At 56.3% G+C, this 14751-nt stretch carries 10 protein-coding genes; 4 read left to right on the top strand and 6 right to left on the bottom strand.

Annotated features, from left to right (window positions below):
- Positions 1 to 75: 75 nt before the first annotated feature.
- The 3 genes from GXB81_RS14005 to GXB81_RS13995 are packed head-to-tail and all read left to right on the top strand — an operon-like array spanning position 76 to position 5284.
- Positions 76 to 2769: a Mu transposase C-terminal domain-containing protein gene (locus tag GXB81_RS14005; RefSeq protein WP_205989445.1), complete on the top strand. Its 2694-nt coding sequence runs from the start codon at positions 76 to 78 to the stop codon at positions 2767 to 2769.
- A complete protein-coding gene (locus GXB81_RS14000; RefSeq protein WP_205989444.1) occupies positions 2769 to 3908 on the top strand; it encodes a TniB family NTP-binding protein in 1140 nt (379 codons plus the stop codon). The genes GXB81_RS14005 and GXB81_RS14000 overlap by 1 nt, the downstream gene beginning before the upstream one ends.
- Positions 3905 to 5284: a TniQ family protein gene (locus GXB81_RS13995; protein ID WP_205989443.1), complete on the top strand. Its 1380-nt coding sequence runs from the start codon at positions 3905 to 3907 to the stop codon at positions 5282 to 5284. Before GXB81_RS14000 ends, GXB81_RS13995 begins: the two co-directional genes overlap by 4 nt.
- Before the next feature lie 280 nt (positions 5285 to 5564).
- On the opposite strand, the gene GXB81_RS13990 is transcribed toward GXB81_RS13995, so the two are convergent.
- Genes GXB81_RS13990 through GXB81_RS13970 form a run of 5 tightly spaced genes read right to left on the bottom strand, consistent with a single transcriptional unit; the run spans position 5565 to position 9969 of the window.
- Complete coding sequence (locus tag GXB81_RS13990) at positions 5565 to 6095, bottom strand: DUF6527 family protein (RefSeq protein WP_205989442.1); 531 nt, start codon at positions 6093 to 6095, stop codon at positions 5565 to 5567.
- Positions 6070 to 7605, bottom strand: a complete 1536-nt coding sequence (locus GXB81_RS13985) for a hypothetical protein (protein ID WP_205989441.1) — start codon at positions 7603 to 7605, stop codon at positions 6070 to 6072. The genes GXB81_RS13990 and GXB81_RS13985 overlap by 26 nt, the downstream gene beginning before the upstream one ends.
- Positions 7602 to 8924 carry a ThiF family adenylyltransferase gene (locus GXB81_RS13980; protein WP_205989440.1) on the bottom strand — a complete coding sequence of 441 codons (1323 nt, stop codon included), beginning with the start codon at positions 8922 to 8924 and terminating at the stop codon, positions 7602 to 7604. Before GXB81_RS13980 ends, GXB81_RS13985 begins: the two co-directional genes overlap by 4 nt.
- The gene (locus tag GXB81_RS13975; protein ID WP_205989439.1) at positions 8921 to 9307 is read right to left on the bottom strand and encodes an E2/UBC family protein; all 387 of its coding nucleotides are present in this window, start codon (positions 9305 to 9307) and stop codon (positions 8921 to 8923) included. Before GXB81_RS13975 ends, GXB81_RS13980 begins: the two co-directional genes overlap by 4 nt.
- Positions 9304 to 9969: a hypothetical protein gene (locus tag GXB81_RS13970; protein WP_205989438.1), complete on the bottom strand. Its 666-nt coding sequence runs from the start codon at positions 9967 to 9969 to the stop codon at positions 9304 to 9306. Before GXB81_RS13970 ends, GXB81_RS13975 begins: the two co-directional genes overlap by 4 nt.
- Before the next feature lie 171 nt (positions 9970 to 10140).
- Here GXB81_RS13970 and GXB81_RS13965 point away from each other — a divergent pair, with 171 nt between their 5' ends.
- Positions 10141 to 11037, top strand: coding sequence for a WYL domain-containing protein (locus GXB81_RS13965; protein ID WP_205989437.1), 897 nt, complete (start codon positions 10141 to 10143; stop codon positions 11035 to 11037).
- A gap of 380 nt (positions 11038 to 11417) precedes the next feature.
- On the opposite strand, the gene GXB81_RS13960 is transcribed toward GXB81_RS13965, so the two are convergent.
- Entirely contained in the window at positions 11418 to 14750 is a 3333-nt protein-coding gene (locus tag GXB81_RS13960; RefSeq protein ID WP_205989436.1) for a Swt1 family HEPN domain-containing protein, read from the bottom strand.
- Between the last annotated feature and the right edge of the window lies 1 nt (position 14751).

Raw genomic sequence — 14751 nt, 5'->3', positions numbered from 1 at the left:
CGCCAGTAAGGGGCAGACCCGCATCGCGCTGAGCGGTGACCCTTCCGCATTTGTCACCGCCTTCGGGAGGCCCGCATGCTGACCGATATCGAACTTCACGAGCTGTTCGAGCGACTCGGCACACAGGAAGCCCATCGACGAAAAATCCAGTGGATCCGAACGAACGCGCCTGTTCGCGCCGTTGACGGCGGCCGCCGAAGCCACCGTGTTCGCTATGCCAGTCACAAGATGGGGTTCGTGATCGAATGCGAAGCAAAGATCACGGAGTACTCCGCAGCCGTCACGTGGGACTTCGACGACGAAACACTAGAATTCTATGGCCAGCCTGCGTTCCTCCAATTGACGGCTCAATTGCCAAATGGCCGGCGGTCCAGCTGGACCTACACGCCCGATTTTTTCCGGATCACCCGGAGCGGGTTTGAGTTCGTCGAATGCAAGACCGGCAAAGAACTGTCGGGGTTGGTCCAAAAGCGCCCTCACGCCTACTCGATCGACGATAGAGGTGACTGGCGCTATCCACCGGCTGAGGAGCATGTCAATAGCGACTACGGCGCGTCTTTCCGAATTCGCCCCGCGAGCGAAAACAATCTTGTTCTGATCGAGAACCTCGAGTACCTGCGCGACTACATCCTCAAGCCTGCCCAAAGTGACCCTGTACAGCAAGCTAGGCTGCGCGATTACCTAGCCGCACGGCGGTGGGCCACCGTATCCGACATATTAAGCGACAACCCAGACATCGCAGATACCCTCAACGCCGATGTTGTCGAGGGCCGGATCAATTTCGATCTCACGGCCCAACGCATCACCGATCGCGAGCATGCACTGGTATTTCGCGATGCGTCGTGCGCTTCGGCATACCGAGTGTTCGCCGCATCGCAGACGAACAACCCGCGTGACCACGTCATTCTGTCACTAATGCCGGGAACTGGCTTCGGCTGGGACGGCAAACGTTGGGAAGTCATCAATCGCGGGGACACAGAGATCGCCTGTCGTTGCGTCGATCCGGACGTCATTAATGACAACAGCGTCATCGTGCTGCAGCACGGCGTATTTGACGCGCTTGCAAGGAAAGGCCAGATCGTTCCGATTGAACGAACACAAGATGACGATGCTCAAAAAAATGCACTTAACATACTACAGCAGGCAAGTGATGCTCAGCTCAAGGTCGCGTACGCACGTTACAGCATCTTGTTCTCACCGAACATCTCTGCATCTGCCCGGCAGTACTCACGACGTGCACGCCAATATTGGCTCGCAAGCTATCGCAACGCTGAACGTACGACAGGATACGGGTTCCTCGGTCTGGTTCCAAACTGGCAACACACACAGGGAAACCACGAGAGAAAGATTCACACCGATGTTCTCGGTATTATCGCCAACGTCTTCCATACTGGTTGGGTCGACCCCAGGCAAAAAACCAATTCCGCATTGTTCGGCAAGGTGATTGTCTTGTGCGAAGAGAAAGGCTTGCGGGCGCCCAGCCGCAACACCTTCGTCCGCGAGATTCAAAGACTGACAACCCGATCTTCAGTGATGAAGCGGTTCGGTGGGCGAGTAGCGTACGAGATGGCGCCGATCCCGACTATTCCCGACGGGCATCTAACCTACGCAACGCCAAGACATGGCACACACCCGTTCCACATCGGCCACATCGACCACACGCCCCTTCCAATGCGTCTGAGGTCGATGGACGGAAAGACCATCCGCCAGAGCGCGTGGCTAACACTCCTTCTCGATGCGTATTCCCGTAAGGTGCTTGCGTTCTATGTGACGTTCGACTCGCCCTCGTACCGATCGAACATGATGCTTATCCGTGACTGTGTAAAACGGCACGGCCGTGTTCCCCAATTCATCGTTGTTGATAAAGGAAAAGATTTCCAGTCGATCTATTTCGATCAGCTTCTTGCCGCTCTCCGATGTCATAAGCTTGATCGCCGTACATCTCAACCACGCGATGGCAGCGTTATTGAAATCATTTTCAACGTCAGCCAAAACGATTTCATCTATAACCTTCGCGGCAACACCCAGGCCGATCGCGAGTATCGCAAGAAAACGAAGTCTGTAGATCCAGTTGCGCTTTCCGTGTGGACGCTCCATGAATTGATCAGCCGCCTTGGCCAATATTTCGATCAGGTCTACCAGCGGAACCATCACTCGACTCTGGGTTGCAGTCCAGACGAAATTTTCGCGCACGGTCTAGCACTATCTGGCACACGCTCTCATGCAAGGATCCCTTACTCGAAAGCATTCATTTTGCTGAGCTTGCCATCGACCAACAAGGGAACGGCTAGGGTGACTACACACGGAGTCAAGATTAACTACGTGTATTACTCATGTGTCGCCCTGCGCCTTCATTCGGCCCTCGGGCAGGTCGTCCCAGTTCGGTATGACCCATACAACATGGGAATCGCATACGCCTACATCAACCATCGTTGGCACGAATGCCAATCGGAATGCTATCTGGTATTCAAAGACCATTCGGAAAGGGAAATGCAGATCGCGTCCGAGTATCTGCGGGCGAAACACCGTATGGCCGGGCACCACTACCCAGTCAACGCGAAGCGACTCGCGAACTTCCTCACCACGACCGAAGCGGACGAAGTGCTCGGACTGCAACGCCTACGCCAGCGCGAGCTGGCTGACGACCTTGCGGAGCGAAACAATGTCATTGAACCAGAAAGCGCTGGCGCATCCACATGGGAAGAAGGTCTGGACGCGAGCGACACGGAATTCGATACGTATGCTCCTCAGCTTCTGGGGGACCTGTGATGAAGAATTACTCCCCCGACACACCTGAATCCAGGATGATTGACGAATTCAATCGCAAGCGGGTTCGCCATCTTCGGGTTGAAGATATGTTCAGCACCCTGAACAAGATCTGCACGGCAGGTTGCAGCGACTCGGTTGTCGCGGTTATTGGGTCCACCGGAGTGGGCAAATCTGCGCTCCTGCGTCATTTCGTTTCAGCGGTCAATGCAGCATACGCGGCAGCATTGGAAAGAGATCCCGCCATGGTGCCCGCCGTGTATCTCGAACTTCCCACGCCCATCGCCGGAGACGCTAACTGGAAGGATATCTTTATCAGACTGCTCCATGCCATGGAGGAGCCACTGGTCGACCGCAAAACTGTTCATGCATTGCATCCCGACAGTTCGCGAAGAACGATGAGCTATCCCCCACGCGGCGTTGCTGAAGAACTGCGTCGCTCGTTGCTGAACTGCGTGCGCAACCGGAATACAAAAGTGATTGTCCTCGATGAGGGCCGGAACTTGTTCTACTCGCGCTCCAGCCTGCGCCACTCGTTGCAGCTCGATCTCGTGAAATCACTCTCCAACGACATAAAGATCCCTATTGTTATCGGATCATCGTACGATCTCCTTAATACGGACAATTTTCATGGACAGCTTGCACGACGTACGAGAATCCTACACTTCGAGCGATATTCGGAAACGGATTTGGTGAAGGACAATCCATACGGAGCCTCCTTCCGAAATGTTGTCTTTTCGTTATTGAACGCCATGCCGGTGGAATGGGATCTGGATCTTCTGAAACACACCGACTACTTCCTGATGTACTCCGTCGGATGTGTCGGTATCCTGAAGAATTGGCTCGAACGTACCCTCGTCGATGCACTAGATCTGAAGCAGCCTGTCAACGCAGGCCTAATCGAGAAAAATAGGTTCAAGCAGAAAGATCTTCGATTAATTCTCGAGGAGGCGAAAAGCGGCGAAGAACAGATGGCTGACATTTCCGACGACGAGTTCGCGCGAAATTTCTCCTTTACGCAACGTCCCTCACTGACCCTTCCTGCTGGTCAGCCATCTCCATCAGAAAACAAACAGCCTCGCGCTCGTCAAAAGCCTGGGGTGCGGGGCCCCAGCAGAGACAAAGTGGGAGCCGACCTATGAAAAATACCCTTTTGCCGCTATGGAACGAGAATGAATGGCTTTCACCCAAGCGAAGCCGTTTGTACTCGATCTCCCCTCAGGCGCGGGGCACTCCGATGGTCGAGGCCCTCCATAGCCTTGTCATCCGTCTCGCCCGGGCGCATAACGTCAAGCCACATGTACTCGTCAAGGAGGAAGTCTTGCGCGATTGCGAAATCAACTACACCAAGCATAGCGCAAAATTCGTAACAACCTACCTGAGCACGATGAATGGGTTAGGAAAGTATGCACGCGAAATCAAGGAAAGCCTCGAGTCGCTCACCATGCAGTCAGGGCTCGACGAATGTACCTTTATGAGGTGGGACGATCTTTTCCAGTACAGGTCACGTCGCATATTGCATTCGCATCCACACTGGTGTCCGGTCTGCTTTGCGGAATGGCGGAAGACGGACGTCGAACCGTATTACCCCCTTATCTGGCAATCGGTCATCGTGCAACACTGTCCGGTACATCACGTTCCCCTTGAACAGAACTGTCCGGCCTGCCTAAAGACTCAGCCATTCATACCGCGCCACTACTATCTGGATCACTGCTCATATTGCTACGGGCCGCTCGCACAACCTGACGGTCAGCCGACTGAACCTAGGGAACAGCTCATGCCAAACGATGCACAACAAGCAATCGACGCCATCACCGAGATGGTCATGCTCGATCAATCGGCGCAGTATCTGCTGAACGCCGAACATTTCTGGGAGCGGCTGAAGGAGACGGCGGACAGATTTTGCGATGGGGAAATCAAGCCATTCGAAAAAGTTCTTGGCTTTTCCGAAGGCACATTCAGTAACTGGAAGCTGGGACGCCACAAGCCGTCATTCCCCGCGTTTTACCGGTTTACACGAAGCCTTGGTACCACGCCGGTGGCATTTCTAACGAACGGCGCGATTGAAACCTTCAGTCCTCACAGCATTACGTCAAAGCCCCGAAAGACACGGCGAGCACATCTGAAACGCCCGGAAAAAGATGAGATCAGCAAGGCGCTGCACGCCATCATTAATCAGGGGTACTCCGAGCTGCCAATGCGAGAGGTAGCCGCTCGCATTGGCTATGCCCATCGCTATCTCATCTACTGGTTCCCAGAGCCGTGCCGACAGATATCGCAGTTGCACAGGAATTGGGTGAATGAGCAAGGTGAACAGCGGGCCGGCGAGCGTGGCGCTCTGACAGTGGCTACAGTCAGAGACCTGTATGCAAGCCATCTGCGTGTCACGCGCGGGCTTGTCCATACCGAACTGCGGAAACTGGGACTATCGCTGAAAGATCCCGTTGTTCGAGATGCTTTCTATGATGTCCGGGCTGAGCAAATGACGCGGAGGAGGGAGCTGGTCAAGGCGGATTAACAGACTCTGCCCACCGCTGCGCAAAGCCGCTGGGCGTGACGGCGGGTGACGACAATTGGTGTCGACTGGTGCCGGTCGCTGTCGGATTAGGAACGGAGACGACTGCCGTGTCGTGCCCTGCGCTTCAAGCGGCCACTGTGGGTCCGATATTGTCCGCCGCTGATCGCGCGGACTGATTCTCCTTCCATCAGTTCCGCGCGCTCCCGTAGAACACATTAAGATGTCAAGTTTGCACGGGAGCGCCGACCATGGGTGCTCATGGATTCGGTCGCACCACCGTTCAGCTTTGGTCGGACAAGAGCTTGAAATGCCCCCTCAGGTCTCCCTTTCCTTCCTTCAAAACACCAACATTACGCGCGAGGTACACGCATGCCCGATTGACATCCCAAGGGACTTCGTCGAGCCGTTCTGCGAGTGCAATGAAAGCCTGCCACTGCGCGGTGCATATCTCGAGCACACGCCGGCGCAATTCGGCTTCCTCCTCAACCACCACGTCTCGATCCCCTTCTGCGCTCTCGCACCAGACGATAGTGTGATTCCAGATGATAAAGTGGCTCTGGCATCCGGTATCACGCCAAACTGACGGGAAAATCGATATTTGGTTGCGCTTCTTGTAGTAACGCCATGCCTTGTCGGTGCGCGGATCAAGGTTGATGGCCAGCTTCTCGCCACAGCCATCCGGGCACACCATCACAAACGAGCGTAACACTCCACGTTCGACGAGGACGAAGTCTCCTGGGCGTTCAAGTAGGCTGTCGGCTTCATGCCTGCGTGCAACTTTCCCTCTATCGCGAATTCGAGTTGCCTTCATCTACTCTCTCCCTGATCTGCGCAATAAGTTTTGCGCCAAGCTCAAGCGCAACAACGCGCCTCCCTTTGTCAGCAGCAGTCTTCGGCTCGAACTTGCAATATCGCCACAGAGCAATGACGAGCGCGATGGGATATTCGAGATCATCGCTTTGTTCGTAAGTGCCAAACGAACGAATTCGCTGCAAGCATCCGAACAACCACGAGTCGGGTGTCGGTGCCGCATCGATACCGGGCGCAGTCAGAATCGCGTCAAGGTCGTAGAAAGGAGCGATTTGCCGCTCCCACCCCGGTTGCTCGAAGGGGTCACCACTGGAATTGCCGTTGTTCGGCTGGTCGAAGACAAGCGAGACTTCAAGCGTCGCCACGTCAATGCACAACGGCGCGCCATCCCCGTTTTCTGTTGTTCCTCTTACCGCGCCTAGGTCAATAAGAATGGCGTCGTCGCCTCGTACGCGAACGTTGTCTCCGTGAAGGTCTCCGTGAATAGTTGCTGCGCGATAGCCGAATTTGTACTCGCATAGCGAAGCCCATAACTTTTGGACATCGAAATTTTGCCGTCGAATTCGCTCGGAAGTCAGATACGCTCCGTCAATCCAATCCGGCGATGCGACGCCAAGCCGCACTGCATCTTCAGCGGGTGAGCCGAAGTGCTTCGGAAGCTCTTTCGCTCGGTCTCGCCAACGCTGCAAGGTGCGGTTGAACAAATTCGAAATCGCCGCTTCGCCACGCCCCTCTCGTGCTGCCTTGAGAAGCGACTCAGACTTGTCGACGAAGTCCGCGACATACACGGACGTTTTCAGCCCTTCAACGAACACCTCGAGATTGGGCCGGAGTTCGAAGGGTACATATGGCGAGACCTCTTTCATCGCGCCGACCTCGTCGCCCAACTTTTTGCGGTCGCCAACCTTCACAAGCCGGGGCTGCGTCCAGTGCCCAAACGAAGCGTGCTCTTCGCGACGCCTCTCGTACGCCATGAACACCTTGGAACCAGAACGTCCGCCAGAAAGCTCCCTGAGGTGCAGTTCGTCTGCGCGCTGAAACGCACGAGCGACAAGCCGTAGCTCTTCGTCCCCAAGCTTCTCGAAAGGGCCGATCTGCTCAATCTCGATATCGTGCCACCTGCGTCCCGGCTGACAGTTAACGATGAGGTCGAAATTCACATCCTTTAAGTCAGGCCGAATGTACACGACTTTGTCCCACGCGTACGTCTCGTCGAGCGTATTCAGGCGAGTCTTCCGGATATCAAGAGCTTGCTCAGCAGTCGTGCCAAGGATGATTACCCGGATATTGTGGTCGACGAATGCAGCAAGATGCGAAAAGCCAGCTTCTGCTGCCGTACTGTATCCGTCTTTGTAGCTCAGAACGGCAACGAGGGTCGTGGACAGCAATGCGTCATGCACCTCGGTCGTGGCAAGATTGAAGAGTATCTTGAATCCCCTCAGCTCGAGACGATCCAGCTCCCCGGCCAACGGGCGGGCTCCGTACCAGAGTATTGTATTTACAAGCTTCATGCACGCTCCGCCGGGGCGAAGGGTAAATCGCGCGCCGGTCCTTTGCCGGTCGGGCCTTCCGGCCCGCAAGTTCCGCAGTCGGGCGCACTGTTAGTAGAAAGGAGCCTGACCGCGCCTTTGAGGGCGTCATAAGACTGCCACCGAGCGCCGACCGGCACTGCGGTAAATGCCCCAAGCAGCATCGTGACGGCCAGCGATGCCATCGTGCTGTTAATGGAAATCACGGCGGGTTGCTTTGCTCCGCCTTCGTTGAAGTAAGGATCCGCAGCACGCTCCTCGGGTGTCATGAGCTCTTCGCGAATCCGTGTGGCGCTCAATGCATTGCTGCACCACAAGCAAGGAAGTCCCGGGGCCAGCATCTGCGTGCGTCCCGTCACTGCCTGCACTTTGCCTTCGTGCGCGTTGATGGAAACGCCAATGTCGAATGACGGAATCATGTATTGGTACGCAAGTGCGGAAAGGAACGCGCGACTCGAATGGGAATCCGTGCAAATGAAGATGCAGTCCACAGTACGCAACAATCTCGCGGCTTCGGCGGTCATGACGGAGCCAGCGTGGGAGCGCACGATTACGTCTTCGTTTATGCGGTGGATCATGTCCGCCGCGACATCGATCTTTTGACGGCCGACAGACGCCACGCCAGCACCAACAACTCGGTTCAAGTTGGTGTTTTCTACGGTGTCGCCATCCACAAGCAGGAACTGACGAATCCCGAGATATGCCAATTGCTGTGCAGTAACCGAACCCGTACCGCCCAAACCAACAATTGCGACGTTGAGTGCCCGCAGAATAGCTTGCCCGTCTTCGCCGAATGCACGCACTTGCCTGTCGTAACGCTGCCCCCCTTCTCCGGCCAAAACAGCGTCGTGAAAGACGACCCTTGAGCCGACCTCGCGTACCGCGACTCGCTTGTCTTCACCGAAGCGCCGAGCGATCAGGCGGCCATCGCACAGAACCAATGAGAAGCAGGGACGTCCGTCACTTCTGCCACTCAAGAACTCAACGAGCATCGCTTCCGTCGCGTCGTCCACCGGCGAAAAGCCGAGAAACCCACTCGGATGCGTATGCAGCAGCGCGAAGCAACGCTTTGTCTGGCGGGCATGCCGGGTCACTCGCGTCAAAAAATGCGGAGCGAACGTGATTTCAGTGGCGCTGGCAGCGGCACAATCGTCGGTCTCGGCGACTACGACCTCGTCGACGAGATAACGGTCGCTGACAGGGTCGTGATTCAGATAGAGCGCCGCCCCCCTTTCAACATCGGAAGCGAGTGCGTCGACAAGGCCAGCGAGCATCGAACCACCAATGACAATTTCGCTCATTGGACCGCCTCGAAGCGTCGACGAATGACATTCACGTACGTCATCAGAGTGCAGTTCGACGGATTCCACGGAGTCTGGAGGTGCCATGAGAACCACAGCTTGCCAGGATCCGGCTGGCCCGAGTTCGCCTGTCCGATCTGCGCGTTTTGTGGCATGGCGTTGCTCGACAGGCGCAACGACGGATCCGCCCAAAAGCAGTCTGGGGCGGCAAACGGGTAGCCGTTCGGAACAACGAATCGGACTTCCGTCGTGGCCTGGTTCCAGCCAGCCGGGAGAGGCATCACAGGGATGAGCACCTGATGCACCCCATTTCCCATCGCCGTCAGTGATGCATCCAGATATGCGCGGAGCACGTCAGCGAACTGCTCGTCGAGAGATTTCATACGCGGCCAAAGGTAGCAGGAGGAACGATTGCGAACTGCGCAGGCGTGGGACGCCCCTTGAACTCAACCACCGTCGTCGGATGGATCAACTCGTCCTGCGAAGAATCTTCGCTTTCGAGCACGAGCGAGTTCGCAGGATTCCAGTCCGGCACGCGCGCGGTGATCTGCGCTCCAGTCAGGCTTGCGTGTTCGGTCGTGTACTCGACACCCTCTACAAAATACATGTACACAGTCGGTGGTGCCTCCCGCTTGTGGGTTCGCAGATGTTCAACGCGCGCGCTTTCGAGGGGGAACGCACCATTGAGCGGCAGCTTCTCGTTGCCCTCTTCGTCCCGAATCCAAAAAAGATCTTCATCTTCTGCGACATTGGCGAGCCGGCGAATCTCGCTGAGATCAATGGAGGGTTCACCCCACCACACCGAGTGGGTATTCACCATCACCTCGTAGGTCACGCCGCTCGGGAAGGCGTAAAACTCCGTCCTCTGAGTCTCAAGATCAATCTCGTCGTCAGTGCTCAACACCCGCGAACCGTGAGCTGTCCGCTGGATCAGCACGTAATCGTCAGCCGGCTCGTAGCCCGCGTCCGAGAGCAGCCGCAAAGACTCCGGCGTACGGTCAGTCGTGTACGCGTCTTTCCCATTAATAAGGAATGCGAATTTCATGCTGTGTTCGTTGCCCATATTTCACCCGTCTGTCTTCAAGTTTGCCAGCGTGTTGATATACCCGTCAGCGCGCGGGATTAAAGCCCGCGGTTCGGCTGCCGGGAGGTACAATTAAGATGATACACCAAAAAAACACGCACCATCAAAGAAACTTGATACATGTGATCCGACATGCCTGAACACATTGCAAAAACCCGCCGGGGCGTCGAGCAACGCCTTGAATTTATTGACTTTGTTCTCTATTGGGACGGCGAGATCAATCGGTCGCGCATCACTGACCAGTTCGGTGTGTCAGGGCAACAAGCTTCCAATGACCTTACACGCTATCAATTGGTTGCTCCTCAAAACATTCGCTATGATCTGAGTAGCAAGCGCTATGTGCCGACAGAAGAGTTCCGCTGCCAATTCATCAAGCCTGATGCCGAGAAGTATCTTGGACAACTGGACGCGCTATCGAGCGGGGTAATCCGGAAAGAAGACACGTGGCTCGCCATGAGCACAACCGCTGACTCACTTCCGATTCCCACACGAAAGGTTGACCCGGAAATACTTCGCGCAATGTTGACTACTATAAGGGAAAGAAAATCAATCGAAATACACTATCAGTCATTTAACAATGCGACACCAGAGCCGGTTTGGCGACGCATAACTCCCCACGCGTTTGCTTCGGATGGGTTGAGATGGCATGTGCGCGCGTTCTGCCACAGCTCTGGCATATTTAAGGATTTCTTGTTGTCGCGATGCCGTGGAACCCGCGATAAGCAGGCTATGGAAGCCAGTCAAACAGAAGACGCCGAATGGCATAGCTACTTTCAGGTGAGGCTTATCCCCAATCCCCGCCTCAACCTTTGGGAGCGCAAGGCAATCGAACTCGACTATGACATGCACGAAGGCGAGGTCACAATTCAAATACGACGTGCCCTCCTCTACTACTTTGACAAACGTTTTGGTACAGAGTTTGAATGTCGAACGCCATTGGACTTCGCGCAGGATCCGAAGCGAACACCCGTTGTAATTTCCAATCGAGACGAATACCTCTGCGCTATAAAAAGCATAAGCAGTTGGTAGAAGTCTGAGTGCAGGCGGGCTGACATATGCGCCTGCTGTCAAGAATCACTGATCTTAGAACTGCTTGAGGTCCCTAAGGCGGGACTTCCGGGGCGCCATGCACAGCCGCTTTGAACCCACGGCTCGTTGAACGTTGAACTACTCGCGATTTTGTTGATTCAACCTTGAACTTCGCGATGCCGGCCTTGGACTTCTGCCAGAGACCCCTGACCTGCTGTCGGCGTTCGCGTTACTTTGGACCGACCGCGCCCGTGTAAAGCGGTTGCACGGCCGACCAATGCAAGCAACTCTGAACCTTCCGGTAGCACCCTGATACTCACATTTGTCCCACGGATCCGACTGGAACCCAGAACCTTCGCGCACGTGAGTGCTCCGACACGCTACTCCTTTTCGAACCCACTTCCCGCAACAAACTTCAGTGTCCTGCTGTTCTCCGTCACCGTACGAACTACCTGATCTGGAGCTCCGTCCGGTATCTCGGCATCCACCTCGATTGTTACCGTCACCGTCGCGCCTACCAAGCCGGCGAGGTGCGAAATGACCTCATCCGCAATTCGGCTAGCGTCACGGCCGACGCGGGTCGTATCGAGGACAGCGGTACCGTGGAAGCGTTTGGCTCTTCCGGGTGCCGGCGGATTCCCATTTGGCGGTGTGGGTCCTGGTCCTTTGTCATCGTCATCCCTTGATGACTGTCCGGGTTCAACAATCGGTTCCGGCACAACGCGTTCGGCGTCGAGCTGTCTGCTCGCGACATCCGGCTTTACTACCAGTTCGGGTGCGTGAGCATCGGCAAGCGTCACCATTTGTCCGCCGCGCAAACCTCTGTAACGACTTGCTCCTGCATCGAAGCTGTCGGCATAGCCGAAGCCTTCCTGTGCCCAGGTCAACAGACTCACTCCGTCTCGGATCGCATCCAGCAGCACTGTGGAATTGCTGAGCCGGGGCAAGTAGAGATAGCGCGCAAAGTCCTCGACCAACTGTTTCACGGGCACATGATCGCCACGCCAAAGGGGAATGCGATCAAGCTCCATGCGCAAGCGGGTCGGAGCAAAGCTGGTCAGATAAAGCTCATCCGTGCGCAGCTTTTTGCTGGCACGCACGGCCAGCGCATCCTGCCCCGACAGCCGCAACGCCTCCCAGGTAACGGCGCCCTGCGGTGTGGTTTGCATTGGAACCAGCAGCCACTGGTATGTCTCAGGAAGTCTCGCCGTTACCGCGCTGTCGGCTGCAGTCTTCTGGGTCTCCGCTTGGGTCACCTGATACGGAGACAGGTTGAGCTGTTCCTTCTCGGCCAGTATCGACGTCCACGCCAAATACTTGCGTGCCGCCTCGTCCAAGTCTTGCAAGCGCGTCTTGTCCGCCGCCAGAAAGACCAGGGTATTCCGGAACAGGCGAGGCGTGCTCCCGCGCGATTCCAGAATCGCCTTGGCGGCAATCTCGGCAGCGCTGTCCGCCTCTTTGCTGTACGCGTGACTTACGCCAAACACCACCAGACGCGCATCCAGGTCATCCGGCACATCCGCTGCCGATTGCGGCATGGGGTGGATGCGGTTAAAGTCACCCGTCCGCATCAGGTCCTTGCGCAGGCGCTGCTCCAGCTCGTGCGCCACCTTGTCCGGGTCTCGCTTAAACTGCTCGGCACGATCCTCTGCAAGCTTCGTGACCGTTGGCTGGGTTGAGTACCAATAATGTGGCCCGTCCTGATAGAGATAGGTTGCCGCACCGGCCATGCGGCGCAAGGCATCGCCAAAAACTGCGGGGGATTCCCCCGGCATAACGCAGCCTAGCTTCACTCGTCGATCCTCGATACCTTTGTGGGCGGCCGCAGTGGTCGGTGCCGATCCCATATAGATGGCGCGCGCCACACGACGACAAGCCGAAAGCTTACCCAGATTGGGCACCTCGCTGTCTAGTCGCAACGGCAGGGAACTCGGGCCATCGACATCTTTCTCGATCACCGGCACCCAGTTGTCCGAAAGATAACGCGTCAATTCGGACTGCACGCGCGGGTCATCTAACGCCACGTTACCCGGCAGTATGAGCGGATTGCGGTCGCCTTTTTCCCACAGGCTGTGAATCACCGCCGCCATCAGGCGCAGCACGCCACGCGTACGCTGGAACTTCACCAACGTGGACCAGTCGGTGTAGAGGCGATCGAAAATTTCCGGGTGAATCGGATACGCCATCTTGATACGCTGCTCGTATTCGGACTCCCTGCATTCCGGCGGAAACTCGGCTTGCTGGGTGGTATAGAACTCAGCGAAAGCTCGAGCCACCACGTCACGGTCCCGGAATTGCGCAGGGTCAGACAGTGGCTGAAACAACCGCCGACGGACGATCTCGAAGCCTTCTTCAGCAGTGGCCGGCCGCCATGAAGATTCGACGCGTCCCACCACGTTGCGCAACCTGTCCAATGCCTCACGTCCGCGCGTCCCGCCCACCTCAACGTCATCCGCTTGGGTGTGCGGAGAACCGGACGTGTCTGAGGCCGGCAGGCTGATCACCAGCAGGCAGTTCCTGGCCAGCTTGGCTGATTCGGTCAGTATCTGGGCAAAGGTGAATTGCGTCTCAAAGCCGCCGGCCGGCAGGTCACTTTGGTCATGGAGCTGGCGTGCATAGGCTACCCACTCGTCGACCAGAATCAGGCAAGGACCATACTCGTTGAACAGTTCGCGCAGCACGTCACCGGGACTTGTGGCATTTTCATCATCAGCTTTGATACGGGAGAACGCTTTTTTTCCACCCAGTTGCCAGGCCAGTTCGCCCCACAGTGTTCGCACCACAGTACCGTCAGGTTTAGTGGTCGGATTTCCCGGAGAGATTTTGTTGCCCACCAGCACCACCCGGCGCGCCGAAGGAATCTTGCTGACTCCGGCAGCTGCCATTACCGTATCGATGCCGGCTAGTTCGGCCGGCGCGATCCCGGAAAACAAGTGGTAAAGCGCCAGCATCGAGTGTGTCTTGCCGCCGCCAAAGTTTGTCTGCAACTGGACCACAGGGTCGCCACCGCCCGCCGTGAGACGTCGAACCGCGCCTGTCAACATCTCCTTTAGACTTTCCGTCAGGTACGTGCGGCGGAAGAATTCCATCGGATCGCGATATTCGGGCGTGCCTTCGCCCAGATGTACTTGCCAGAGATCGGCGGCGAATTCGGCCTGCTGGTACCGGCCGCTGGCTACATCTTCGTGCGGCATCACGACTTCACGCCAAGGTTTTAGGGTGGCCGTCACGCCGCTTTCGATGGCGATACCTGCTGACTTGCGCTTGTCACTGCGTGCTTGCTCGTCAAAGCGCACCCGCAACAGTTCCATCTTCATCTTCTCAACCTCATCCGCCTCACCGGCAGAAATGGAAGAGAGCAAACGTCCTGCCGAATCGAGGGCGCGGTAGGCATCATCGCTGGAGAAGGGTTCTTGATGCGCCCAACTGTTGCGTACAGCCTGAATCTCGTTCACCAAACTACGCTCTGTCTTACCGAGAATCTGGCGAAAAACATCGCCCCATTTGCGATCCATGATCACCAGCAAGACAGCGACGTCATTGAGCGATTCATTTTTGCTCGCACCGAGGCGGGTATCCGACAACACGTCCTTAACTTCGAACGCCCAGTTGTTCCCGTATTTTGCTTTGAATTCACGCTCGACAAACGGCCCTAGGCCTGCCTTTAGGAGCTCCAGTGCCTTGCCGACGCGTTCGTGATTGGTAGTGGCCATG

It is taken from the genome of Paraburkholderia sp. Ac-20336, assembly GCF_017105025.1.
Taxonomy (GTDB): domain Bacteria; phylum Pseudomonadota; class Gammaproteobacteria; order Burkholderiales; family Burkholderiaceae; genus Paraburkholderia.
The sequence above is the reverse complement of the archived record's forward strand: the minus strand, read 5'-3'. Positions and strand labels throughout refer to the sequence as shown.